Below are 21722 nucleotides of genomic sequence, written 5' to 3'. Positions count from 1 at the left end.
GGGTCGTGGTGGTCGGGGCGGGGATCGCCGGGCTGGCGACGGCGGGCCTGCTCGCGCGCGACGGTCACGAGGTGGAGGTCCTGGAGCGGCACGCCGTCGTGGGCGGCCGCGCAGGGTCGTGGGAGCGGGACGGCTTCCGGTTCGACACGGGGCCGTCGTGGTACCTCATGCCGGAGGTCTTCGACCACTGGTTCCGGCTCATGGGGACCACCGCGGACGACGAGCTCGACCTCGTCGGCCTCGACCCGGCGTACCGCGTCTTCTTCGAGGGGCACGACCGGTCCCTCGACGTCTCGCCGGACCGCGCGGCCAACGTGGCGGCGTTCGAGGCGATCGAGCCCGGGGCGGGCGCGCGGCTGGAGCGCTACCTCGACTCCGCGCACGACACCTACGACATGGCCCTGCGGCACTTCCTGTACACGACGTTCGCGTCGTGGCGGCCGTTCGCGCACCGCGACGTCGCGGCGCGGTGGCACCGGCTGGTGCCCCTGCTCGGCACGTCGCTCGAGCGGCGGGTGTCGGCGAGCTTCCGGGACCGGCGCCTGCGGCAGGTGCTGGGCTACCCCGCGGTCTTCCTCGGCTCGTCGCCCGGCAAGGCACCGAGCATGTACCACCTGATGAGCGCCCTCGATCTCGACGGCGGCGTGCGCTACCCGCTGGGGGGGTTCGCACGCGTGGTCGACGCGGTCGCGTCGCTCGCGGTCGGCGCGGGGGTCACCCTGCGCACCCGCGCCCGGGCGACCGCGATCACCACCACGGCCGTCGGGGCCGCGCCGGGGGTGGTGCGGACCGGACTCCCCGTCCCCGGCCCGCGCCGTCCTCGGGCGTCGGTCACGGGGGTGCGGTGGGAGGACTCCGCCGGCACGGCGAGACATGCCCCGGCCGACGTCGTCGTCACCGCCGCCGACCTGCACCACGTCGAGTCCGACCTGCTGCCGCCCGACCTGCGAGACCGCTCCCCGGGCTGGTGGTCGCGCCGCGACCCCGGCCCCGGCGGCGTCCTGGTGATGCTCGGCGTGCGCGGCCGGGTGCCGCAGCTGCCGCACCACGCGCTGTTCTTCGCCGCGGACTGGGAGGAGAACTTCGGCGCGATCGCCGCCGGGCGCGTGCCCGACCCGGCGTCCGTGTACGTCTGCGCACCTTCGCGCACCGACCCCTCCGTGGCCCCGCCGGGGCACGAGAACCTGTTCCTGCTCGTCCCCGTGCCCGCCGACCCGGGGCTCGGGCGCGGCGGCGAGGACGGCACGGGCGACGCCGCCGTCGAGGCCGTCGCGGACGCCGCCATCGACCGGGTGGCGGCCTGGGCAGGGGTGCCGGACCTGCGCGAGCGGATCGTGGTGCGGCGCACCGTCGGTCCGGGCGACTTCGCCGCCGACCTCTCGTCCTGGTCCGGCGGCATGCTCGGCCCCGCGCACACGCTGCGCCAGAGCGCGATGTTCCGGGCGGGGAACCGGTCGCGGAAGGTCGCGGGCCTGCTCCACGCGGGCGGCTCCACCATCCCGGGCGTCGGGCTGCCCATGTGCCTCATCAGCGCCGAGCTCGCCGTCAAGCGGGTCCGCGGGGACACGAGTGCCGACCCGCTCCCCGTGACCCGGCCGGCCCTCCACCCCGGGGAGTGATCGCCCTGACTGGGACCTCGTTCCTCTACCTCGGGCTGCTGCTCGGCGCCCTGGCGGGCACTGCGCTCGTCGACCGCAGGGCGCGCCTCGTGCTCTGGTCCGCGCACCCGGGGCGCGCCGCGGCGGTGCTCCTCGCGGGGACGGTGTTCTTCCTCGCCTGGGACGCCGTCGCCATCGCCCACGGCTTCTACTCCCGCGGCGGCGCGGGCACGACGGTCGGCGTCGAGCTCGCACCGCACCTGCCCCTCGAGGAGCTCTTCTTCGTGCTGTTCCTCTGCTACCTCGCCCTCGTGTTGCACGGGCTGGTGCGGCGCGGCCTCGCCCGACCGGGGGTGGGGCGATGACGTACGCCGGACTCGCCGTGGCCGCCGTCGTGGGGGCGCTCGTCGTCGCGCTCGTCGCGACCGTGGTGCGGGGCCTCGGCGCCCGCTGGTGGGCGGCGACGGCGCTCGCCGCGGCCGCGCTCGTGGCGCTCACGGTCGTCTTCGACAGCCTGATGATCGCGGCCGACCTGTTCCGGTACGGCGAGACGGCGCTGCTGGGCGTGCGGCTGTGGCTCACGCCGGTCGAGGACCTCGCCTGGCCGGTCGTCGCGGCGCTGCTGCTGCCCGCGCTGTGGGCGCTGGCCGGGGACGGCGGGCGTGCCGGGGCGCGCGCCGAACAGAGGGGCGAGTGATGACGCGGACGGAGACCGGGGCGACGTCGGGGACGGCGTCCGGAGCGGCCGCGGCGTGGCGCCAGGTGCTGGGCTCGTCGCGGCCCGTGAGCTGGGTGAACACGGCCTACCCGTTCGCGGCCGCGTACCTGATGGCCAGCGGCGCCGGGCGCGTCGGGGTGTCGGAGCTCGTGGTCGGCACCCTCTACTTCCTCGTCCCGTACAACCTGCTGATGTACGGCCTGAACGACGTGTGGGACTACGAGTCGGACCTGCGCAACCCCCGCAAGGGCGGCATCGAGGGCGTCGTGCTGTCGCGCCGCTGGCACCGCCTCACCGTGCGGGCCGCCGTGTTGAGCAACGTCCCGTTCCTCGTCTATCTGGTCGTGGTCGGGTCGGTGGCGTCCACGGCGGTCCTTGCGGTGAGCGTGTTCGCCGTCGTCGCGTACTCCGCGCCGGGGCTGCGGTTCAAGGAGCGGCCGGTGCTCGACTCGGCCACGTCGAGCACGCACTTCGTGAGCCCCGCCGTGTTCGGGCTGGCGCTGGCGGGCGGCACGCTCACCGGGCCCGTGCTCGCCGCCCTGGCCGGGTTCTTCCTCTGGGGCATGGCGTCGCAGGCGTTCGGCGCCGTGCAGGACGTCGAGGCGGACCGGGCGGCCGGGATCGGCTCGGTCGCCACGTGGCTGGGCGCCGCCCGCACCGTGCGCGGGGCGATGGCGCTCTACCTCGCCGCCGGCGTCGTGCTCCTGCTGGGCGGCCCACCCGTCGCGTGGGCCGCCGTCCTGGTCGCGCCGTACGTCGTGAGCATCGCGCCCTACCGCAGCCTCCCCGACCCCCGCTGCGAGGAGGCCCACGCCGGATGGCGGCGATTCCTGTGGCTCAACCTCGTCACCGGGTTCCTCGTCACGCAGCTGCTCATGGCCGTCGCCCTGGGCTGGCTCTGAGGTTGTCGTGCGGCTCAGCCGCGCTCCCACTCCTCGCGCTCGCCGGGGACGGTCGTGAAGAGCGGGTGGGTCCGGACGGCGTCGGCGTCCGCCAGCGCTCCCGCCCGCTCCGGGGTGCGCGCCCGCAGCTTGGCGAGCAGGTGCGCGCGCTCGAACGCGAGCTGCCCCTCGGTCACGGGCAGGGTGGGGACGGGCCGGTCCGCTCGGGGCGCCTCGAGGATGCGGGCGCGGTCGAACGCGTACCCGCGGTCGGTGGCCTCGTCGGCGACGGCGGCGAGGTACGCGCCGACGGCCGCGAGCGGGTCCGGGGTCGCGCGGAAGCGGACCAGCTGGCTGTGGTTGCGGTAGCCGCGCGTGCGGCCCGCGAGCACGGCCTGCGCGAGCAGCGCCTCGCGCCAGCAGGCCGTCAGGCCCTGCCGGTCGAGGTAGTCGGGGGCCAGGGACCACAGACGCACCGGCTCATCGTGGCACGTGGCACGTGCCACGTGGCGCCGAGTGGATCGCGCGGGGTCAGGCCGCGTCGCGCCGCAGCCGCGCCCACCGCAGCGCGAGCCCGGCGGCGAGCACGGCGGCGCCGGTGAGCACCGCGGCGACGGGCAGCGTCGCGCACAGCACCACGCACCCGGCCAGCCCGACGACCTGCAGGGCCCGCGGGTACCGGCGGTGCGGCGCGCTCTGGGTCCACGCGGCGAGGTTCGCCACCGCGTAGTACACGAGCACGCCGAACGACGAGAACCCGATCGCGCCCCGCAGGTCCACCGTGAGCACCAGCGCGACCACGACGACGGCCACGGCCACCTCGGCCCGGTGCGGCACCCGGAACTGGGGGTGCACGGCGGCGAGCGACCGCGGCAGGTCGTCCTCGCGCGCCATCGCGAGCGCGGTGCGGCCCACGCCGGCGACGAGGGCGAGCAGCGCGCCGAGCGACGCGGCCGCCGCTCCGACCTGCACGACGACGCCCGCCCACGGCGTCCCGGCGACCGCCGCGGCCAGTGGCGCCGGGGCCGCCGCCGTCCCCGCGAGGCCGAGCACCGTGAGCAGCATGACCGCCACGACCGCGTAGATCACGACGGCGCCGCCCAGCGCCCCGACGATCGCGCGCGGGATGCTGCGGGCGGGGTCGCGCACCTCCTCGCCGAGCGTCGCGACGCGCGCGTACCCCGCGAAGGCGAAGAACAGCAGGCCCGCAGCCTGCAGCACCCCGTACCAGCCCGCGGTCGTCGTGCCGTCCGTCCCGGCGTCGCGGCCGCTGAGGCGTGCGACGTCGGGGGAGCCGGTGGCGAGCGCGACGGCGACCGTCACGGCCAGGGCGAGCAGCACGACGACGACGATCCACCGGGCGAGCCGCGCGGTGCGGGTGACTCCGCGGTAGTTCACGGCCGCCAGCGCGACGACGGCGAGCGCCGCCACGGGCCGCTCCCACCCGGGCGGGGCGGCGTACGCGGCGAACGTCAGCGCCATCGCCGCGCAGCTCGCCGTCTTCCCGATGACGAACCCCCAGCCGGCGAGGAACCCCCACCACGGCCCCAGGCGCTCGCGGCCGTACACGTAGGTGCCGCCGGACGCCGGGTACTGGGCCGCGAGCTGCGCGGACGACGTCGCGTTCCCGTACGCGACGACCGCCGCGACCGCGAGGGCGAGCAGCAGCGCGGCGCCCGTCCCGGCGGGCAGCACGGCCGCGGCGGCGGGGGAGAACGCGGCGAACACGCCGGCCCCGATCATCGAGGACAGGCCGATCACGACGGCGTCGGCGGTGCCGAGGCGGCGCGCGAGCTGGGTCACGTGTCGATCCTGCCGTGCGGGCCCCCGCGAGGGATCTTGCGCACTGGTTGAACACGTGTTTAGTCTGTTGAACATGCGTTCAGTGGATGCCGTTTCCTCAGGAGATGCCGCCCCCTCAGGGCGTGCCGCTCCCGAGGAGCCGACGACGGACCCGGCAGAGGCCCGCGGGCCGCTCGTGCCCGTGCCCGACGGCACCACGCGCGGCCGGATCCTCGACGCCGCGATGCTCCGCTTCGCGCGCTCCGGGTTCGGCGCGTCCGTGCGCGCGATCGCCGCGGACGCGGGGGTGAGCGCGGCGCTCGTCATCCACCACTTCGGGTCCAAGGACAAGCTGCACCTCGCCTGCGACGAGTACGTGCTCGCCTGGATCCGCGACGTCAAGCGCGACTCCATCGGGCGGGCCGCCGGCGGCAACCTGCTCCAGGTGCTCTCCGCGGCGGACCAGTACGCCCCGCTCGTCGCCTACGTGCTGCGCTCGTTGCAGGCCGGCGGCGCGGTGGGCCGCGAGTTCACCGAGCACATGATCGCCGACGCCGAGGAGTACACCGCCGAGGCGGTGCGCGACGGCGTCGTGACGCCGAGCCGCGACGAGGCCGCGCGGGTGCGCTACCTCGTCTACTCCGCCCTCGGCGCGATGCTCCTGTCGGTCACGCTCGACCCGCCGCACGACCCCGAGGACGTCACCGCCGCGATGCGGCGCTTCATGAACGAGCTGTACCTGCCGATGCTCGAGCTCTTCACCGAGGGCTTCCTCACCACTCGTCGCATGCTCGACGACTATCTCCTGTACGTGCCGGACCCGCCGGAGGGCGCGCAGCCCCCCGCCGACGGAACCCCCCACGACCACGAAGAGGAACCATGACCACCACGGCTTCAGCCACCCAGGCTGCCCGGACCGCGGCCACGCCCGCGGTCGAGATCCACGACCTGCGCAAGTCCTTCGGCTCCGTCCAGGCCCTCGACGGGCTGAACCTGACCGTCGAGCACGGCCAGGTGGCCGGCTTCCTCGGCCCGAACGGCGCCGGGAAGTCCACCACGATCCGCGTGCTGCTGGGCCTGCTGCGCTCCGACTCGGGCAGCGTCCGGATGCTCGGCGGCGACCCCTGGCGGGACGCCGTCGCGCTCCACCGGCGTCTCGCGTACGTCCCCGGCGACGTGTCGCTGTGGCCCAACCTCACCGGCGGCGAGGCCATCGACTACCTCGCCCGCCTGCGCGGCAAGCCCGACAAGAAGCGCAAGGCCGAGCTGCTCGAGCGGTTCGAGCTCGACCCCACCAAGAAGGCCCGCACCTACTCCAAGGGCAACCGCCAGAAGGTCGCGCTCGTCGCGGCGTTCGTCTCGCAGGTCGACCTGCTGGTGCTCGACGAGCCGACATCCGGCCTCGACCCCCTCATGGAGGCTGTGTTCACCGAGCAGGTGCGGCAGGCCAAGGAAGCCGGCACGTCCGTGCTGCTGAGCAGCCACATCCTGTCCGAGGTCGAGAAGGTCTGCGACACCGTGACGATCATCCGCGGCGGCCGCGACGTCGAGTCCGGCACGCTCGACGACCTGCGCCACCTCACGCGCTCGGCCGTCACCGCCGTCGTCGACCGCGACCCGTCCGCGATCGCCACGATGGCGGGCGTGCACGACCTCGCCACGACCGAGAACGGCGTCGGCACCCGCGTCACCTTCGACGTCGACAACGCCGAGATGGGGCGCGTCCTGCCCGCCGTCAGCGCGCTGGGCGTGCACTCGTTCACCGCGCAGCCGCCGTCGCTGGAGGAGCTCTTCATGCGCCACTACGGCGACGAGCTCGCGGCCGACGGCGTCCCGGTCGGCGCCCCCAGCAAGAGCGGCGCCCGGAGCAAGGCGGGTGCGCGATGAGCGCCGTCACCGCCGCCCCGCCGGTGCGCCGGGCCGAACCCGTGCGCGGGGGCTCCACGCTCACCGGGACGTGGAGCCTGGTGCGGTTCATCCTGCGTCGCGACCGGGTGCGCCTGCTGGTCTGGAGCCTCGGCATCCCGCTGCTGTACCTCGGGTCGCTGCCGGAGTACACCACCATGCTGGACGACGCCGAGGGGCAGGCCGTCCGCGCCGCGCTGGTGTCGTCGCCGGCGATGGTCGCCATGACGGGCCCCGGCTACGGCACGGACCACTACACGGTCGGTCCGGCGCTCGCGAACGAGCTCACCCTCTGGGTGGTGATCGCGCTCGCCGTCATGAGCATCCTGCAGGTGGTGCGGCACACCCGCGCCGAGGAGGAGTCCAGCCGGTCCGAGCTGGTGCGCGCCGCCGCGGTCGGGCGGCACGCCGCGGTGGTCGCGGCACTGTTCGTCGTGGTGGTCGTCAACGCCGTCATCGCGGTGCTGTCCGCGGCCGTGCTCGCCGCCAACGACCTCGACGTCACGAACGCGCTCGGCATGACCGTCGGCATCGCCGTCGCGGCGTTGACCTACGGCGCCGTCGCGCTGGTCGCCGCCCAGGTCACCGAGCACTCGCGCGGGTCCACGGGCCTGTCGATGGCCGTGCTCGGCGCGACCTTCACCGTGGGCACCATCGGCAACATGCAGGAGCAGGGCGGCTCTTGGGCGTCCTGGCTCTCGCCCATCGGGTGGGCGCAGCAGATGCGCGCGTTCGTCGACCTGCGGTGGTGGCCGGCGGCCATCGGCGTGGTCGTGATCGTCCTGCTCCTGCTCGCGGCGTCGTCCCTCGCGTCTCGGCGCGACTTCGGGGCCGGGCTCGTGCCCGACCGCCCCGGACGCGCCGACGCCCTGGACAGCCTGCGCTCGCCCACCGCGCTCGCCTGGGTGCAGCAGCGGATGGCGCTGCTGTGGACCGCCCTGGGGCTGGGGATCATGTGGCTCGCGATGGGCACCGTCGCGTCCCAGGTGCCCGAGCTGACCAAGACCCTCCAGGACAACCCGGTCTACGCGTCCGTCCTCGGTGCGGGCGACCCCGTCGCCGGGTTCCTGCGCATCATCGTGCTCTACGCCGCCCTCGGCGCCGCCGTCTACGGCATCGTCGCGATGCTGCGTGCCAAGGCGGAGGAGGACGCCGGCCGCGCCGAGTACGTGCTCGCGACGCCGGTCACGCGGGGTCGATGGCTCGGCGCCACGCTCGCCATCAGCTCGGCCGCCACAGTGGTCGTCCTCGTCGTGGGCGTCGCCGCGGGTGCGGCAGGGGCGGTGTTCACCGGGCTGGACTCGCCGTCCTTCACCGACATCCTCGGCGCCGGCCTGCTGTACCTGCCGGCGCTCGCGGTGTTCGTCGGGTTCGCGGCGGTGGTGTTCGCGTGGGCCCCGCGGGCGGCCACGCTCTCGTGGGTGCTGCTCGAGTGGTCGATCGTCGTCGCGCTGTTCGCAGGCCTGTTCCACATCCCCGAGTGGGCGCAGAAGATCTCGCCGTTCTGGTGGGTGCCGGACTCGCTCTCCGGCGACGTCGACTGGGGCCACGTCGGCGGGCTGTGCGCCGTCGCCGTCGTGCTGCTGGTGCTCGCGTTCGTCGGCTTCCGACGCCGGGACGTCGCGACCAAGTAGCGCTGCTCCGCGAGCTGTCAGGGCCAGGTTCACGTTCTCGTGGCCCTGGCCCTGACGACTGTCTGAAGCCCGGGAGTTGTCAGGGCCACGTGCGGGTATTCGTGGTCCCGGTCCTGACAACTCGCGGCGGCGGGTTAGCGTGGTCGGCCGTGAGCACCCCCACGGACCCCGGCACGACGGCGGACGAGCAGCCCGGCACGGCCTCGGGCACCCAGCTCGCGCACGGCCTGCGCACCCGCCACCTGACGATGATGGGCCTCGGCTCCGCGATCGGGGCGGGCCTGTTCCTGGGCTCGGGCGTCGGCGTCGCGACGGCGGGCCCGGCCGTCCTGGTCAGTTATGCCATCGCGGGTGCGCTCGTCGTCCTCGTGATGCGGATGCTCGCGGAGATGGCCTCCGCGCTGCCCGCGTCGGGCTCGTTCTCCGTCTACGCGGAGGCGGCGCTCGGGCGCTGGGCCGGGTTCCTGCTCGGCTGGCTGTACTGGTTCACGCTGATCATGGTGCTGGGCGTCGAGGTGACGGGCGTCGCGGGCATCGTCAGCGGCTGGTGGCCCGACGTGCCGCAGTGGGCCGTGGCGGCCGCGGTCGTGGTGGTGCTGGGCGGCATCAACCTCGTGGGTGTGCGGCAGTTCGGCGAGTCGGAGTTCTGGTTCGCGGCGATCAAGGTGGCCGCGATCCTCGCGTTCCTCGTCGTGGGCGTGCTCGTCGTGGTCGGCGTCATCCCCGTGACGGGCAGCGTGCTGGGTCACTGGGCCGAGCACGGCGGCTTCGCCCCCGCCGGCTGGGCGGGGATCGCCGCGGGCCTGCTCACCGTCGTCTTCGCGTTCGGCGGCATCGAGATCGTGGCGATCGCCGCGGCCGAGGCCCGCGACCCGCGCACCGCCGTCGCCCGCGCCACCCGCACCATCGTGTGGCGCATCCTGCTGTTCTACGTGGGCTCGGTCGCGATCATCGTCGCGCTGATCCCCTGGGACGACGCCGCGGCCCTCGCCTCACCGTTCGTCTCCGTGCTGCAGCTCGCCGGGTTCGAGGGCGGCGCGCGGCTCATGGAGGTCGTGGTGGTGCTGGCGCTGCTCAGCGCGTTCAACGCGAACGTCTACGGCACCTCGCGGATGCTCTTCTCCCTCGGCCAGCGCCGCGACGCGCCCGCCGCCACGACCAGCGTGTCCCGGCGGGAGGTGCCGTGGGTGGCCGTGCTCGTGTCGGTGTTCTTCGGCGTCGTCGCCGTGCTGCTCAACTGGCTGCTGCCCGCGCAGATCCTCACGATCCTGCTCAACGCCGTCGGCTCCGCGCTGTTCGTCGTGTGGCTGCTCATCACCGTCTCGCAGCTGCGCCTGCGCCCGCGGCTCGAGGCCGACGCCGCCCGCGCCGGCGAGCCCCTGCGGCTGCGGATGTGGGCGTTCCCGTACCTCACGTGGGTCACGCTGGCCGGGCTCGTCGCCCTCGCCGGGCTCATGCTGTCCGACCCGGCCGCGCGCGCCCAGCTCGCCGCCACGGCTGGGCTGGTCGTCGTGATCCTCGCGGTCTACGCCGTCACGCGCCGGGCGCGCTCGGCTCCGTAGGCCCCGACGGCTCCGTCGGGCCTGCGTCCGGCTTCGACGGCTCCGTCGGGCCTGCGTCCGGCTTCGACGGCCGGATGGTGGGCACGTCGCCGACGATCGGGATCGGGCGGCGGTGGAACGGGAAGCCGTACCGGGTCACCAGGCCGGCGAGCGTCGTGACGCGGTTGCGGGGCCCGACGAGCGACATGATGTGCACGAACAGCCACACCAGCCACGCGAACCCGCCCGTGAGCCGCAGCATCCTCGACGTCACGGGCAGGGTGAGCTCGGCGATCGCCGCCCGGCGCCCGATGACCGCCATCGTGCCCTTGTCGTGGTAGCTCAGCGGCTCGGTGGCCCTGTCCTCGAGCAGCGCGAGGATGTTGCGGGCCACCTGCTGGCCGCCCTGGATGGCGGGCTGGGCGAGCTGCGGCAGCCAGTCCGGCGTCTCGGCGATGTCGCCGATCGCGAAGACGCCCGGCCGCTCCTCGACCTGCAGGTCCGGGCCGACGGCGATGCGGCCTCCCTTGCGGCGCGGCAGGTCCCAGTCGTCCACCTCGGGGTGCGGACCCACGCCCGCGGACCACACGGTGAGGTCGGCGCGGATGCGCGTGCCGTCGGTGAGCACGACGGCGTCCGGCCGCACCTCCGCGACGCCGGCCCCCAGGTGCAGCTTCACCCCGCGGTGCCCCAGCTCCTTCGCGGCGTACTCGCGCAGGCTCGGGTGGAACGACTTGAGCAGCTCGGTGCCGCGCTGCACGACGGTGATCTCGAACGCGTCGCCGTGGATCTCGGGGTAGGCCGGCGCGAGACCGGCGGTGCGCAGCTCGGCGAGCGCGCCCGCGACCTCGACCCCGGTGGCGCCGCCGCCCACCACGACGACGCGCAGGCCGTCGTCGGTGTCGGGGGTGAACGCCGATCGCTCCAGCCGGATGAAGAGCTGGTCGCGGATGCGCAGCGCCTGCGACCGCGAGTACATGCCGAGCGCGTTCTCCTTGGCGCCGGGCGTGTCGAAGAAGTTCACGGTGACGCCGTTGGCGAGCACGAGGTAGTCGAAGGAGACCGTCTCGTCGTTGGCGAGCCGGATGGTGCGGGCGTCGTGGTCGACGCCCACCAGGTGCTCGTGCAGCACCCGCAGGTTCTTCTGCTTGAGGCGCAGGCCGCGCAGCCAGTAGGTGACGTCGCCCGGGTTCAGCCCGCCGGTCGCGACCTGGTACAGCAGCGGCTGGAACGTGTTGTACACGCGCCGCTCGACCAGCGTGACCCGGACGGGCGCCTTCGCGAGGGCCTTCACCACCGCGAGACCACCGAACCCTCCGCCGACGACGACGACATGGGGAAGGTCGGTGCGTTCGCTCACAGGACCACGGTAGGTGACCGACGACCCGCCAGCCCGCCACCGGAGGTGTGAGGTGCGCCGTCCGGCCTGGGACGATGGGCCCGTGCCCGATCTCCTCGCCGTCTGCCGCGTCCACGCCCTCCTGCCCGACGCCGGGACCGTGGGCGTCACCGCCATCGACAAGCGCCCCGTCGAGGGGCGGGTCAAGGCCCGCCCGTACGGGCTGTACGCCGACGTCCAGGCGGACCGCGCCAACCACGGCGGACTCGACCAGGCGGTGTACGCGTACTCCCAGGAGGACGCCGAGGCGTGGGCCGCCGAGCTGGGGTACGACGTCACGCCCGGCCTGTTCGGCGAGAACCTGCGTACCCGCGGCCTCGAGGTGAGCCGCGCCGTCGTCGGCGAGCGGTGGCGGGTGGGCTCGGCCCTCCTCGAGGTGACGCAGCCCCGCACGCCCTGCCAGACGTTCGCCCGCCGCCTCGGCTCGCCGCCGCGCTGGGTGCGCCGGTTCACGCAGGCGAACCGGACCGGCACGTACCTCCGCGTCGTCGAGAACGGCGACCTGGGCGCCGGGGACGAGGTGGAGGTCGTGCGCCGGCCGGCGCACGGCGTCACCGTGGCCGACTGGTTCGGCGCCTACAACCGGCTGGACGGCGCGGCCGAGCTCGCCGACGTTGCGAAGACGCTCCTGGTGGCCCACGACGACGGCGAGCTGCGGCTCAGCGACGAGATGCGGGAGCGGGCCGAGCAGGCGCTGCGGGGCTGACCCCGACGTCGGGATCGAGGACGCCGTACCGATGTCCGGCGTACCCCCAGACGGCGAGGGCGAGCGCGGGGCCCCAGAACCAGGCGGGGAAGTACAGGGCCCCGGCCCACCCCATCATCACGATCATGGGGACGGCCGCACCGCAGAGCATGACAGCGACGATCCCGCCGGGCACGATGGCGGCCGCGGGAGGCACCGGACGTCCCGCGCGGCGGCCGAACCAGCGCGGCAGCCGCTCGCCCCACGGCAGGATCAGGCCGAGCGTGAGGACGATGCCGAGCCAGGCGCCGGAGGAGAGCGACAGGCCCTGGATCCGGACCGGGAGGGTCAGGTCCTCCGCGGGGCCCGCGAACTGCGGCCACGGGGTCAGCCAGGTGAGGCGCGCGAGGGCGTACGGGAGCGGTCCGAGCGCCGCGACGACGGTGAACAGCGTCCGGTGCCGGGTCACCCAGGCGGTGGCGGTCCGCAGCGAGCCGCGCTGCCAGGCGCGCACGGCGACGAGCCCGGCCCAGGCCGCCGCGGTCGCGAGGGGCAGCAGCACGGACGGCACGGACCACGGCTCGCGACCGAGCCCCGACGAGAGTTCGCCCCACCAGGTGGCGAACGCGTCGCGGCCGACCACGACGCCGACGACGGCAAGCGCGGCGGCGAGGGCGAGCGGCAGCCGCCATGCCGGGCGGGTGCGGAACACCTGGACGCCCGCCCACAGGGCGAGGAGGGGGACGGCGAACGACACGAGGTAGCCGGCCGCGGGGAGCGTGCCCGACCCCTGCGCGAGGAGGCCGAAGACGACGACCTCGAGGACGCCGACCGGCGCGACGAGGCGACCGGCCGCGCGGGCGGTGGGGCCGGCGAGCGCGGCCGCGGCGACCACCACGCCGAGCAGCGCCGACGCGAGCAGCACCAGGACCAGCGACGCCGCGGGGACGAGCTCCGCGCCGAGCATGCGCCCGTCCGGGAGCAGGGGGTCGAGGTCCGGCCGCGCGACGAACCAGCCGAGCATGGCCGCGGTGGCGCCCGACGCCGTGAGCGCGGCGGCCGCGAGCCTGCGGTCAGGCGGAGCCTCGGTGCGCGGAGGGTGGGTGTGCGGAGGCTGGGTGTGCGGTGGTTCGGCGCGGGGCGGGACGTCCGGCCGAGGGAGGTCTGGGGACGTGGACGGGCTGGTCATCGTGCTGCCTCCGGTCGTGGGTGGGTGTGCTCCCACGCTCCCGCCGGGGCGGTGTCCGGAGCCTCCCCCGGGCGGGGGAACGGGATCCCCCGCGCACGGGAAACGTGGTGCGCCCCCGGGGGTGGGCCGCCTCGCGGGGCGGCGCCGTCGACCGGTTCGTCGAGGGCTCGTGGACGTCGCAGGACACGGGGCGCGGTGGTCGCGCGCTTCCCCTTGTGGAGGTGCGCAGGGACCGCTAGGGTCGAACACATGTTCGAAGACGACGAGGCGAGAACCGCACCGCCCGCGGCCGCCCACCGTCGTCCTCGGGCACCTGGCTCCGGCGCGACCCGTGCCCCGGCCGCGCCGGAGCCCTACCCCTCGCGCGCACCGCTCGTCACGGCGGTGCGCGCGACGGTCCTCGAACGGGAGCTCGCCGGTCTGGTCGGCGGTCTCGTCCATGTCGACGGCCTGGCCGATGTCGGCGGTGCGGCCGACCTCGGGGGCGTCGGCCTGCGCTGGGCGCCGGCACGTGCGGTGCTCGAGCTCGGGTGCGAGGGCGGTGTCGAGCAGGGTGGCGGCGCCGAGCGCGGTGCAGACCACCAGCGCGGTGCAGACCACCAACGCGGTGCGGGCCGTGAGCGGGGTGCGGACCGCGTGCAGGTTTCGGACCGCGGGCGGGTGGCAGGCCACGGGCCGGGCGCAGACCTCGTCGATCGCGCCGAACGGCGTCCGGTCGATGTCGAACGTCGTCCCGTCGACGCCGGTCGAGGCCCGGCGCCGTCCGGCGGTCCGCGGGCGGAGGGTGCCGAGCGTGCTCGCGCCGGTCGTCCGTTGCTCGCGGCGCTCGACGACATGGCCCCCGGGCCGGACCTGGCCGCGCTGCTGGAGTCCGTGGACGAGGCGGACCTGGACGACTTCACGATCCTCGAGGTGCTGGCCGCGTGGGAGCGGGTGGCGTCGTGGGCTCAGGCGGGTTCGGCGCGGGTCCTGGCGGAGATGCTGGAGCGCACCCGCGGGTCGTCGCGGCACGAGTTCGTGGCGGACGCCGTCGCGGCTCGGCTGGGGACCACCCGTCGCGGCGCCGCGCAGCTCGTGACGGTGGCGCACGGGACCGCCCGGCTGCCGGAGGTGGCGGGCGCGCTCGCGGCCGGGGTCGTGGACCGTCGCAAGGCGGAGGCGCTCGTCGAGGCGGGACGGCTCCCGGACGACCTCCGGCGTGAGGCGGTCGCGACCGTGCTCCCCGACGTCGAGCGGCTCACCGTGCCGCAGATCCGCGCGCGGATGCGCCGGGCGGAGATCGCGGTGGACCCGGGCGGCGCCGACGAGCGTCGTCGTGCGGCGCGGGCCGAACGGTTCGTGCGGTTCGAGCCCGTGGACGACGCCATGGCGTACCTCACCGCGTACCTGCCCGCGGACGACGCGGCGCGCGCGTTCGCCGAGGTCGACGACCTGGCGCTGGCGATGCGCCGCGCGCCCGGCGAGTCCCGGCGCCTCGCGGAGTGCCGCGCCGACGCGCTCGTCGCCCTCGTCACTGGTCAGGTCACCTCGGGAAGGATCGCCAACGGCCAGGGCGCCGACGGCCAGGGCGCCGACGGCCAGGGCGCCGACGGCCAGGGCGCCGACGGCCAGGGCCCCGACGGACAGGGCGCTACTGGGCAGGGTGCTACTGGGCAGGGTGCCGCGGGGCAGGTCGCCCCGGGCCGGGTCACCCCGGGTCACGTCGTCGCGGGCTGCGGGGACACGGAGGGCGGGTCGGTGCCCGGGGCGCCGTCCCGTGCGCGACGGCGGGGCACGGTGCGCGTCTCCGTCGCGGCGTCGACGCTGCTCGGCTCCGACGACCTGCCTGCGATCCTCGCCGGCCACGGCCCGATCCCGGCGTCGATGGCTCGCGCCCTCGCGGCCGATCCGGACGCGGTGTGGCAGCGGCTGTTCACCGACCCGGGGAGCGGCGTGCTCACGGACGTGTCCTCGCGGTCGTACCGGCCGAGCGAGGCGTTGCGGGCGGCGGTCGTGGCGCGCGACGTCACGTGCACGTTCCCCGGCTGCCAGGTGCCTGCCGCGTCCTCCGACCTGGACCACGTCGACCCGTTCGACCCGGCATGTACCGGTCCGCAGACCCATGGCGCGAACCTCCACGCGCTGTGCCGCACTCATCACCGCGCCAAGACGGTCGGCGGCTGGGAGGTGTTCCGGGACCCGGCGTCGGGTGCCACGACGTGGACCGCACCGACAGGGCACCAGTTCGGGCGCGACCCCGTGCGGCACGACCCGCGCCATGATCCGGACCAGCACCGCGACCCGGACCAGCAGCGCGACCCGGACCAGCAGCGCGACCCGGGCAGGCGTCGAGCGCCGAGGGACGACGGGCCACCGCCGTTCTGAGTGCCCGCGGGGGCGGCAACGGCCAGCGTCATCCGGCAGGATCGGCGGGCATGGTCGAGGGCCGCCGTCTTCGGGTGCGGTCGTGTTCCGGATCTGTGCACGGAGGGTTCATCGGGCGGCCTGCTCGCCGTCGCGCCGGGCTCCTACGTTCCGGGTCATGAGCGAAGACGCGAACGAGAACTCGATCGGACGCCCGCCTGAAGTGCCGTCGACCGACGTGCCGACGACCGACGTGCCGACGACCGACGTGCGGGATGCAGAGGAGCGGTCCGGCCTGGGCCGCCGTACGTTCATGACCATGACGGGACTGGGCGCGGCGGGCTCGGTGGTGGCGGGTTCCGTCGCCGGGGCCACGTCGGCGGCGGCCGGTGCCGGGGCGGCCGGTGCAGGGGCACCGAAGCTGCGGTTCCGCAAGGACGGCACGTACACGATCGTGCAGTTCAACGACACGCAGGACGACGAGAAGATCGACCGCCGCACGCTGGAGCTGATGCGCGCGGTGCTCGACGACGAGCGGCCGGACCTGGTGATCCTCAACGGCGACAACATCACGGGCGGCTGTGACACCCCGCTCGAGATGCGCCAGGCGATGAACAACGTGGTGCAGCCGATGGAGGAGCGGCAGATCCCCTGGGCGATCACGTTCGGCAACCACGACGAGGACTCGACGCCGACCAGCGGGGTGGACGAGGCGCAGATGCTCGCGTTCTACCGCTCGTACCGGTACAACGTGAACGGCCCGACGGCGAAGGGCGTCACGGGGCAGGGCAACTCGCACCTGCTGATCGACGGCACGGACGGGAAGCCGGCGTTCAACGTGTGGCTGCTCGACTCGGGCCGGTACGCGCCCAGCACCATCGCGGGCCAGAACCTCACCGGCTACCCGACGTGGGACTGGGTGCGCATGGACCAGGTGGACTGGTACTACCGCACGTCGGTCGAGCTGGAGAGGCGCCACCGCCGCGCGATCCCGTCGCTGATGTTCATCCACATCCCCCTGTGGGAGTACCGGTTCATGTGGTTCGGCTCGGTGGACGGCCGCACCGCCGCGGACCACGAGCGCGGCGTCGCGCGCCACCAGATCGTGGGGGAGCGCAACGAGGAGGAGTGCCCCGGCCCGTTCAACTCGGGGCTGTTCTCCGCGATCCAGCACCGCGGCGACGTGCGCGGCGTGTTCTGCGGGCACGACCACGTGAACACGTACTCGGGGAACTACTACGGCGTCCTGCTCGGCTACTCCGGCAACACGGGCTTCGGCACGTACGGGCTGAGCGGCGCGGAGCGCAACCGCCTGCGCGGGGCGCGCGTGTACCGGCTCGACGAGTCGGTGGACGGCGTGCTCGTGGACACGACGATGCGGTTCGCGTCGGAGTTCGGCATCGACCTCACGGCCGACGACCAGTGGATGGAGCCGCTGCCGCTGCCGCGCGGCAAGTAGTTCTCAGCCGCTAGTGCTCAGCGGCGCCGGCCGCGCGTCGGCTCGGACGGGGGCCACTCGCCGTCGTCCGAGCCGTCGTCGGCGGAGTGCAGCAGCTCCTGGAGCTGCACCTGCACGCGGTCGACGCGCGGCACGTCGCGCAGCACCATCCCGGCCTTCTCGGTGGCGTCGGAGACCTGCAGGGTGCCGCAGCCGAGCATCCGGTCCAGGAGGTCCTTCTCGAGCGCGATGTCGTTGATCCGGTAGAGCGGGATGTCGCGGCCCACGCGGGTGACGATCCCGGAGCGCATGGCGATCCGCTTGGTCGTGACGGTCCACGACGTGGTGCGCCACTTCAGCCACGGCACCAGCACCCACACGACGGCGACGACGACCAGCAGGCCGAGCACGACCCAGCGCGCGACGTCGGGCATCTCGACGACGAACGAGAACGCGGCGCCCACCAGCAGCACCAGCAGGAGCAGGAACGGCCAGACCACGGCCTTCGGGTGCTCGTGCAGCTCCATGACGACGTGCTCGCCGTCGATGAGGTCGTCCTCGTTCAGCGCCATGGCGCACATGCTGCCAGACGGCGCACCGCCCTCGGGCTGGTCGGACGTCGGTCGGACCGGGATCAGACGTGCGGCGGCAGGTTCCAGCCCTCGATGGTCCGCAGGTCGTGCCCGTAGCCGAGCTGGCAGATCGCGGCGGTGCCGAGCTCCAGGCGGGAGCCGAACCGCGGGTCGATGCCGAGCCACGCGGTCGCCAGCACGCGCAGCAGGTGCCCGTGTGCGACGGCCAGCACGTTGCCGCCGTCCTGCAGGGTGGCGTCTGCCCGCCCCACGAAGCGCCGGGCGCGCGCGGCGACGTCCTCCAGCAGCTCGCCGGGCCGTCCGTCGCCGTGCTCGGGGTCGGGCGGCAGGACGCGTACGCCGTCGTCGAAGATCTGGAAGTCGTGCCCGAGGAGGGCGGTGACGTCGGCGCTCGACCGGCCGTCGACGGGCCCGTAGTCCCACTCGGCGAGGTCGGGGTCGACGACGGCGTCCGGGTGGCCGGCGATCGCGGCGGTGCGGCGGGCCCGCTCGAGCGGCGACGCGAACACGGCGGCGAACGGGATGCCGGCCAGGGCGCGACCGGCGGTGCGGGCCTGCTCCTCGCCGGCCGGCGTGAGGGGGATGTCGGTGCGGCCGGTGTGCTGGCCGCTGACGCTCCACTCCGTCTCGCCGTGGCGCAGCAGCACCAGCTGGGGGTCCTTGCTCGGCGCGAGAGGCATGCCCCGAGCATCGCGCAGCGGCGCCCGCCGGGCACCCGGAAGGACCCTGTGGACCGGCTGTTCAGCAGCCTCCCAGAGTTCGCTAGAGTGGCGCCGCCGTCACACGACCATCACATCTTCATCACCTGGCAAAACCGGCCGCTCACCGCCACCGCCTGTTCATCGACACCGCCTGTTCATCGACACGGGAGATCGCGTGCTCGTCTTCGTCCTCATCGGCGCCGCAGGGATGCTCCTGCTGCTGATCTCGCTCCTCGTCGGCGAGCTCGTCGACCTCGGCGACGGCATGCTCTCGGGCACGTCGCTCGGCGTGGGCGCGGTGGTCTTCGGCGCCGTGGGCACGATCGTCACGGCGAACGACCTCGCGCCCTGGGTCGCGTACGTGGCGTCCGCCGTCGTCGGGCTGCTGGCCGTCCTCCTCGCGCAGGCGCTCGTGCGGCGGCTGGCGTCGAGCGACGACGGCGTCGCGGTCTCGCTGGTGGGCGCGCACGGCACGGCGACGACCGACGTGACGGCGACGTCGGGCGAGGTCTCCCTCGACGTCCCGAGCGAGCTCGAGCGCCGCCTCGCCCGCTCCGACGAACCGATCGCCGCGGGCTCCCGCGTCGTGGTGCTCGAGCACTCCGGCTCCACCGTGCGTGTCGGGGTCCCCGGCCCGCAGGCCCCCTGACCTCTCCCCCCGACCGGAAGGAGACGCGCTCCGGCGCGCACCATGTTCGACTCGTCCGACAGCAGCTTCATCACCACGATCGCGGTGCTCGCCCTCGTGGTGGCGTTCCTCGCGGTGGGCATCTTCGTCGCCCAGCGCATCCGCCGGGTGCCGCCGAACCAGGCCCTCGTCATCGTCGGCCGCGGGGCCGGCAAGAAGGAGTCCGCGGCCCAGAGCCAGCGGGTCGTCATTGGCGGCCGCACGTTCGTCTGGCCGATCCTGCAGCAGGGCTTCGCGATCTCGCTGGAGCAGCGCCAGATCGGCATCACCGTCGAGGGCGTCGACAAGAACCGCATCAAGATCGCCATCAAGGCGTCGATCAACTTCAAGGTGCGCGGCGACGACGAGGGCGTGCGCCGCGCGGCGCAGCGCTTCCTGTCCCAGCAGGAGATGCTCACCGAGATCATCAAGGAGTCGCTCGAGGGCTCGCTGCGCTCCATCGTCGGCGACATGACGATCGAGCAGATCATCTCCGACCGCAAGGGCCTGTCGGACCGGGTCGTCGAGTCCACGAAGACGGACCTCGCGGAGCAGGGCCTGCAGGTCGACCTGCTCAACATCTCCGACATCTCGACGCCCGGGTCGGAGTACCTCGCCAACCTGGGCCGCGCCGAGGGCGCCCGCGCCCTGCAGGTCGCGGAGGTCTCCGAGGCCGAGGCGCGCCGGGTGTCCGAGTTCGCCGTGATCGAGGCGGCAGAGCAGATCGCCGAGCGGCAGAAGGCGCTCGACCTCAAGAAGGCGGCCATCAAGGCCGACACGGACCGCGCGAACGCCGAGGCGGAGGCTGCGGGCCAGCTCGCACGCGCCGAGCAGGACCGGCTCGTGGCGCAGCAGGAGCGCGAGGCGCTGGCCGAGCAGGCCCGCGTGACGCAGGAGCGCCTCGACATCGAGGTCCGCAAGCCCGCCGAGGCCAAGGCGTACGCCGAGGTCCAGGAGGCCACGGCCCGCCGTGACGCCGCGAACGCGGCCACCGAGGCGGACGCGTTCAAGCGCACCACCATCGCCGAGGCGAACAAGACGGCCGCGATCCAGGACGCCGAGGCGTCCGCCGCCGCGGTGCGCCGCGCCGGCGAGGCCGAGCGCGACCGGCAGATCGCGCTCGCCGAGGGCATCAAGGCCGAGGGGGAGGCGAAGGCCTTCGCGGTCGAGGCCGAGGGCCGCGCCGAAGCCGTCGCGACCGACGCCAAGGCGGAGGCGCTCAAGAAGTACGGCGAGGCCGCCCTCGTCCAGGAGCTCATCGAGCGCCTGCCCGAGATCGTCCGCGCCGCGGCGGAGCCGATCGGCTCCATCCAGGGCATGACGGTGATCTCGACCGACGGCGCGTCCGCGGTGACCAAGACCGTGGCGTCCGTGCTCGGTGAGGGCCAGGGCGTGGTCAAGCAGCTCACCGGCGTGGACATCCAGCAGCTCATCGCGGGCATCGCCGGCGGGCAGCTGCCCACGTCCGACGGCGGCGCGAAGGCCGCGTCGAACGGTGCCGCACCGCTGAACTGACGCGCCGTAGCTCAGAGGCGCCTGCGACGCACGACACGCCCCGCCCCGGGAATCCCTTCCCGCGGCGGGGCGTTCGTGCGTACGTGACCACCACCGAGAACTCCCCGCTGAAGGTCGACGTCTGGTCGGACGTCGCGTGCCCCTGGTGCTACATCGGCAAGCGCCGCTTCGAGTCCGCGCTGCAGCGGATGGCGGAGCGTGACGGCGCCGCCCCCGAGGTGGAGGTCGAGTACCACTCATTCGAGCTCTCGCCCGACACCCCCGTCGACTTCGACGGCACGGCGACCGAGTTCCTCGCGGACCACAAGGGGATCCCCCTGGAGACCGCCCAACAGATGCAGGACCAGGTGACCGCCCTCGCGGCCGCCGAGGGGCTCACCTACCGCATGGACCAGGTGCGGCACACCAAGACCCTCAAGGCCCACGAGCTGCTGCACCTCGCGAAGGCGTTCGGCAAGCAGGAGGAGATGAAGGAGCGCCTGCTGAAGGCGTATTTCACCGAGGGTGAGCACGTCGGCCACGTCGAGGACCTCGCGGATCTCGCCGCGGAGGTCGGGCTGGAGCGCGAGGCCGTGGTCGTCGCGCTCAACGCCGGCACGTACGCCGAGGCCGTCGCCGACGACATCGCCCGCGCCCGCGCGTACGGCATCAACGGCGTCCCGTTCTTCGTGCTCGGGGGCCGCTACGGCGTCTCCGGCGCGCAGGACCCGGACGTCTTCGTCCAGGTGCTCGACCAGGTGCTCGCCGAGGGCGACGCGGCCTGACGGCGCTGCCACGAGGCGCATCTCACACCGCCAGCCCTGGCCGTGAGACGCAGTATCACCGAGAATCGAGGCCAGCCCGCACCGTCGCGGGCGCCGCGGTCTCGGGCCCACCCCGCCCGGCATGCCGCGGCCGTGGTTCCGTTGGAGGAGAAACATGAACGACGCCACCGAGAGCTCGTACCGCTCGATCGCCAACCCGCGCCGCACCACGCTGATGTCCGTCAGCGCGGCCGAGGCGGCCGCCCCCCACCACGGCGGGGACGAACGCCCGCTGCAGCTGCTCGGCCTGCAGATGCTCGGCGACGACGGCGCGGTGTGCGTCGACGGCGTGTGCAGCCTGCCGGAGTGATCGCAGCCCAGAACGCGCGG

General features: G+C 74.3%; 21 protein-coding genes. 15 read left to right on the top strand and 6 right to left on the bottom strand.

Annotated features, from left to right (window positions below; translation table 11 throughout):
• The first annotated feature begins 5 nt into the window (after positions 1 to 5).
• From crtI to ACWF41_RS01045, 4 genes are read left to right on the top strand one after another with little or no spacing between them, the layout of a single operon-like run.
• On the top strand, positions 6 to 1619 hold the full coding sequence (gene crtI / locus ACWF41_RS01060; protein ID WP_380319260.1) for a phytoene desaturase family protein: 1614 nt from the start codon (positions 6 to 8) through the stop codon (positions 1617 to 1619).
• Complete coding sequence (locus ACWF41_RS01055) at positions 1616 to 1963, top strand: lycopene cyclase domain-containing protein (RefSeq protein WP_380319218.1); 348 nt, start codon at positions 1616 to 1618, stop codon at positions 1961 to 1963. The genes crtI and ACWF41_RS01055 overlap by 4 nt, the downstream gene beginning before the upstream one ends.
• Entirely contained in the window at positions 1960 to 2295 is a 336-nt protein-coding gene (locus tag ACWF41_RS01050; protein WP_380319215.1) for a lycopene cyclase domain-containing protein, read from the top strand. Before ACWF41_RS01055 ends, ACWF41_RS01050 begins: the two co-directional genes overlap by 4 nt.
• A complete protein-coding gene (locus tag ACWF41_RS01045; RefSeq protein ID WP_380319212.1) occupies positions 2295 to 3218 on the top strand; it encodes a prenyltransferase in 924 nt (307 codons plus the stop codon). The genes ACWF41_RS01050 and ACWF41_RS01045 overlap by 1 nt, the downstream gene beginning before the upstream one ends.
• A 14-nt stretch (positions 3219 to 3232) precedes the next feature.
• Here the strand turns inward: ACWF41_RS01045 and ACWF41_RS01040 are convergent, their stop codons facing one another.
• Both ACWF41_RS01040 and ACWF41_RS01035 read right to left on the bottom strand, forming a co-directional pair.
• Positions 3233 to 3673: a pyrimidine dimer DNA glycosylase/endonuclease V gene (locus ACWF41_RS01040; RefSeq protein WP_380319209.1), complete on the bottom strand. Its 441-nt coding sequence runs from the start codon at positions 3671 to 3673 to the stop codon at positions 3233 to 3235.
• 55 nt (positions 3674 to 3728) lie between these two features.
• On the bottom strand, positions 3729 to 5000 hold the full coding sequence (locus ACWF41_RS01035; protein WP_380319206.1) for an APC family permease: 1272 nt from the start codon (positions 4998 to 5000) through the stop codon (positions 3729 to 3731).
• 181 nt (positions 5001 to 5181) lie between these two features.
• Here ACWF41_RS01035 and ACWF41_RS01030 point away from each other — a divergent pair, with 181 nt between their 5' ends.
• From ACWF41_RS01030 to ACWF41_RS01015, 4 genes are all read left to right on the top strand, one after another.
• Positions 5182 to 5862, top strand: a complete 681-nt coding sequence (locus ACWF41_RS01030; RefSeq protein ID WP_380319203.1) for a TetR/AcrR family transcriptional regulator — start codon at positions 5182 to 5184, stop codon at positions 5860 to 5862.
• On the top strand, positions 5859 to 6866 hold the full coding sequence (locus ACWF41_RS01025; protein WP_380319200.1) for an ABC transporter ATP-binding protein: 1008 nt from the start codon (positions 5859 to 5861) through the stop codon (positions 6864 to 6866). The genes ACWF41_RS01030 and ACWF41_RS01025 overlap by 4 nt, the downstream gene beginning before the upstream one ends.
• Entirely contained in the window at positions 6863 to 8518 is a 1656-nt protein-coding gene (locus tag ACWF41_RS01020) for an ABC transporter permease (RefSeq protein WP_380319197.1), read from the top strand. The genes ACWF41_RS01025 and ACWF41_RS01020 overlap by 4 nt, the downstream gene beginning before the upstream one ends.
• 149 nt (positions 8519 to 8667) lie before the next feature.
• Entirely contained in the window at positions 8668 to 10080 is a 1413-nt protein-coding gene (locus ACWF41_RS01015; RefSeq protein ID WP_380319194.1) for an amino acid permease, read from the top strand.
• Here the strand turns inward: ACWF41_RS01015 and ACWF41_RS01010 are convergent.
• The gene (locus ACWF41_RS01010) at positions 10052 to 11419 is read right to left on the bottom strand and encodes an NAD(P)/FAD-dependent oxidoreductase (RefSeq protein ID WP_380319191.1); all 1368 of its coding nucleotides are present in this window, start codon (positions 11417 to 11419) and stop codon (positions 10052 to 10054) included. The genes ACWF41_RS01015 and ACWF41_RS01010 overlap by 29 nt on opposite strands.
• Before the next feature lie 82 nt (positions 11420 to 11501).
• Here ACWF41_RS01010 and ACWF41_RS01005 point away from each other — a divergent pair, with 82 nt between their 5' ends.
• Positions 11502 to 12164 carry an MOSC domain-containing protein gene (locus ACWF41_RS01005; RefSeq protein ID WP_380319188.1) on the top strand — a complete coding sequence of 221 codons (663 nt, stop codon included), beginning with the start codon at positions 11502 to 11504 and terminating at the stop codon, positions 12162 to 12164.
• Here ACWF41_RS01005 and ACWF41_RS01000 read toward each other — a convergent pair.
• Positions 12118 to 13332 (bottom strand): hypothetical protein, encoded by a 1215-nt coding sequence (locus tag ACWF41_RS01000; RefSeq protein WP_380319185.1) that lies wholly within the window; start codon positions 13330 to 13332, stop codon positions 12118 to 12120. The genes ACWF41_RS01005 and ACWF41_RS01000 overlap by 47 nt on opposite strands.
• Before the next feature lie 813 nt (positions 13333 to 14145).
• Here ACWF41_RS01000 and ACWF41_RS00995 point away from each other — a divergent pair.
• Both ACWF41_RS00995 and ACWF41_RS00990 read left to right on the top strand, forming a co-directional pair.
• Positions 14146 to 15696 (top strand): HNH endonuclease signature motif containing protein, encoded by a 1551-nt coding sequence (locus ACWF41_RS00995; protein ID WP_380317441.1) that lies wholly within the window; start codon positions 14146 to 14148, stop codon positions 15694 to 15696.
• Between the two features lie 157 nt (positions 15697 to 15853).
• Positions 15854 to 17134: a metallophosphoesterase family protein gene (locus ACWF41_RS00990; RefSeq protein ID WP_380317444.1), complete on the top strand. Its 1281-nt coding sequence runs from the start codon at positions 15854 to 15856 to the stop codon at positions 17132 to 17134.
• Between the two features lie 17 nt (positions 17135 to 17151).
• Here ACWF41_RS00990 and ACWF41_RS00985 read toward each other — a convergent pair whose 3' ends face one another.
• Together ACWF41_RS00985 and ACWF41_RS00980 are read right to left on the bottom strand one after the other, a co-directional pair.
• Positions 17152 to 17685, bottom strand: a complete 534-nt coding sequence (locus ACWF41_RS00985) for a PH domain-containing protein (protein WP_380317447.1) — start codon at positions 17683 to 17685, stop codon at positions 17152 to 17154.
• Positions 17686 to 17747: 62 nt separating this feature from the next.
• Positions 17748 to 18386, bottom strand: coding sequence for a histidine phosphatase family protein (locus tag ACWF41_RS00980; RefSeq protein ID WP_380317450.1), 639 nt, complete (start codon positions 18384 to 18386; stop codon positions 17748 to 17750).
• A 196-nt stretch (positions 18387 to 18582) separates the two neighbouring features.
• On the opposite strand from ACWF41_RS00980, the gene ACWF41_RS00975 reads away from it, so the two are divergent.
• The 4 genes from ACWF41_RS00975 to ACWF41_RS00960 all read left to right on the top strand — a co-directional run bounded on the left by ACWF41_RS00975 (position 18583) and on the right by ACWF41_RS00960 (position 21702).
• Positions 18583 to 19056, top strand: a complete 474-nt coding sequence (locus ACWF41_RS00975) for an NfeD family protein (RefSeq protein ID WP_380317452.1) — start codon at positions 18583 to 18585, stop codon at positions 19054 to 19056.
• Positions 19057 to 19098: 42 nt separating this feature from the next.
• Positions 19099 to 20589, top strand: coding sequence for a flotillin family protein (locus ACWF41_RS00970; protein WP_380317455.1), 1491 nt, complete (start codon positions 19099 to 19101; stop codon positions 20587 to 20589).
• 83 nt (positions 20590 to 20672) lie between these two features.
• Complete coding sequence (locus ACWF41_RS00965; RefSeq protein WP_380317458.1) at positions 20673 to 21353, top strand: DsbA family oxidoreductase; 681 nt, start codon at positions 20673 to 20675, stop codon at positions 21351 to 21353.
• Between the two features lie 154 nt (positions 21354 to 21507).
• The gene (locus ACWF41_RS00960; protein WP_380317460.1) at positions 21508 to 21702 is read left to right on the top strand and encodes a hypothetical protein; all 195 of its coding nucleotides are present in this window, start codon (positions 21508 to 21510) and stop codon (positions 21700 to 21702) included.
• Positions 21703 to 21722 lie beyond the last annotated feature (20 nt).

This window comes from Isoptericola sp. NPDC055063 (assembly GCF_053608125.1).
The sequence above is the reverse complement of the archived record's forward strand: the minus strand, read 5'-3'. Positions and strand labels throughout refer to the sequence as shown.